We start from the raw sequence: 218 nt of genomic DNA on the forward strand, positions 1-218 counted from the left end.
GAACAATCCGAGACAGTTTCGGGTTGTGAGGTTAAGCAATTAAGCGTACACGGTGGATGCCTAGGCAGTCAGAGGCGATGAAGGACGCGCTAATCTGCGAAAAGCGTCGGTGAGCTGATATGAAGCGTGATGAGCCGGCGATGTCCGAATGGGGAAACCCAGTGCAATGCGTTGCACTATCATTAACTGAATCCATAGGTTAATGAGGCGAACCGGGG

1 rRNA gene is annotated in these 218 nt (G+C 51.8%); it reads left to right on the forward strand.

The features are described from left to right. Positions 1-29 precede the first annotated feature (29 nt). Positions 30-218: ribosomal RNA gene (locus ACGF5R_RS25220) — 23S ribosomal RNA — on the forward strand; the annotation flags it as partial.

The sequence above is a fragment of the Photorhabdus sp. RM71S genome (genome assembly GCF_042879355.1).
GTDB lineage: Bacteria > Pseudomonadota > Gammaproteobacteria > Enterobacterales > Enterobacteriaceae > Photorhabdus > Photorhabdus kayaii.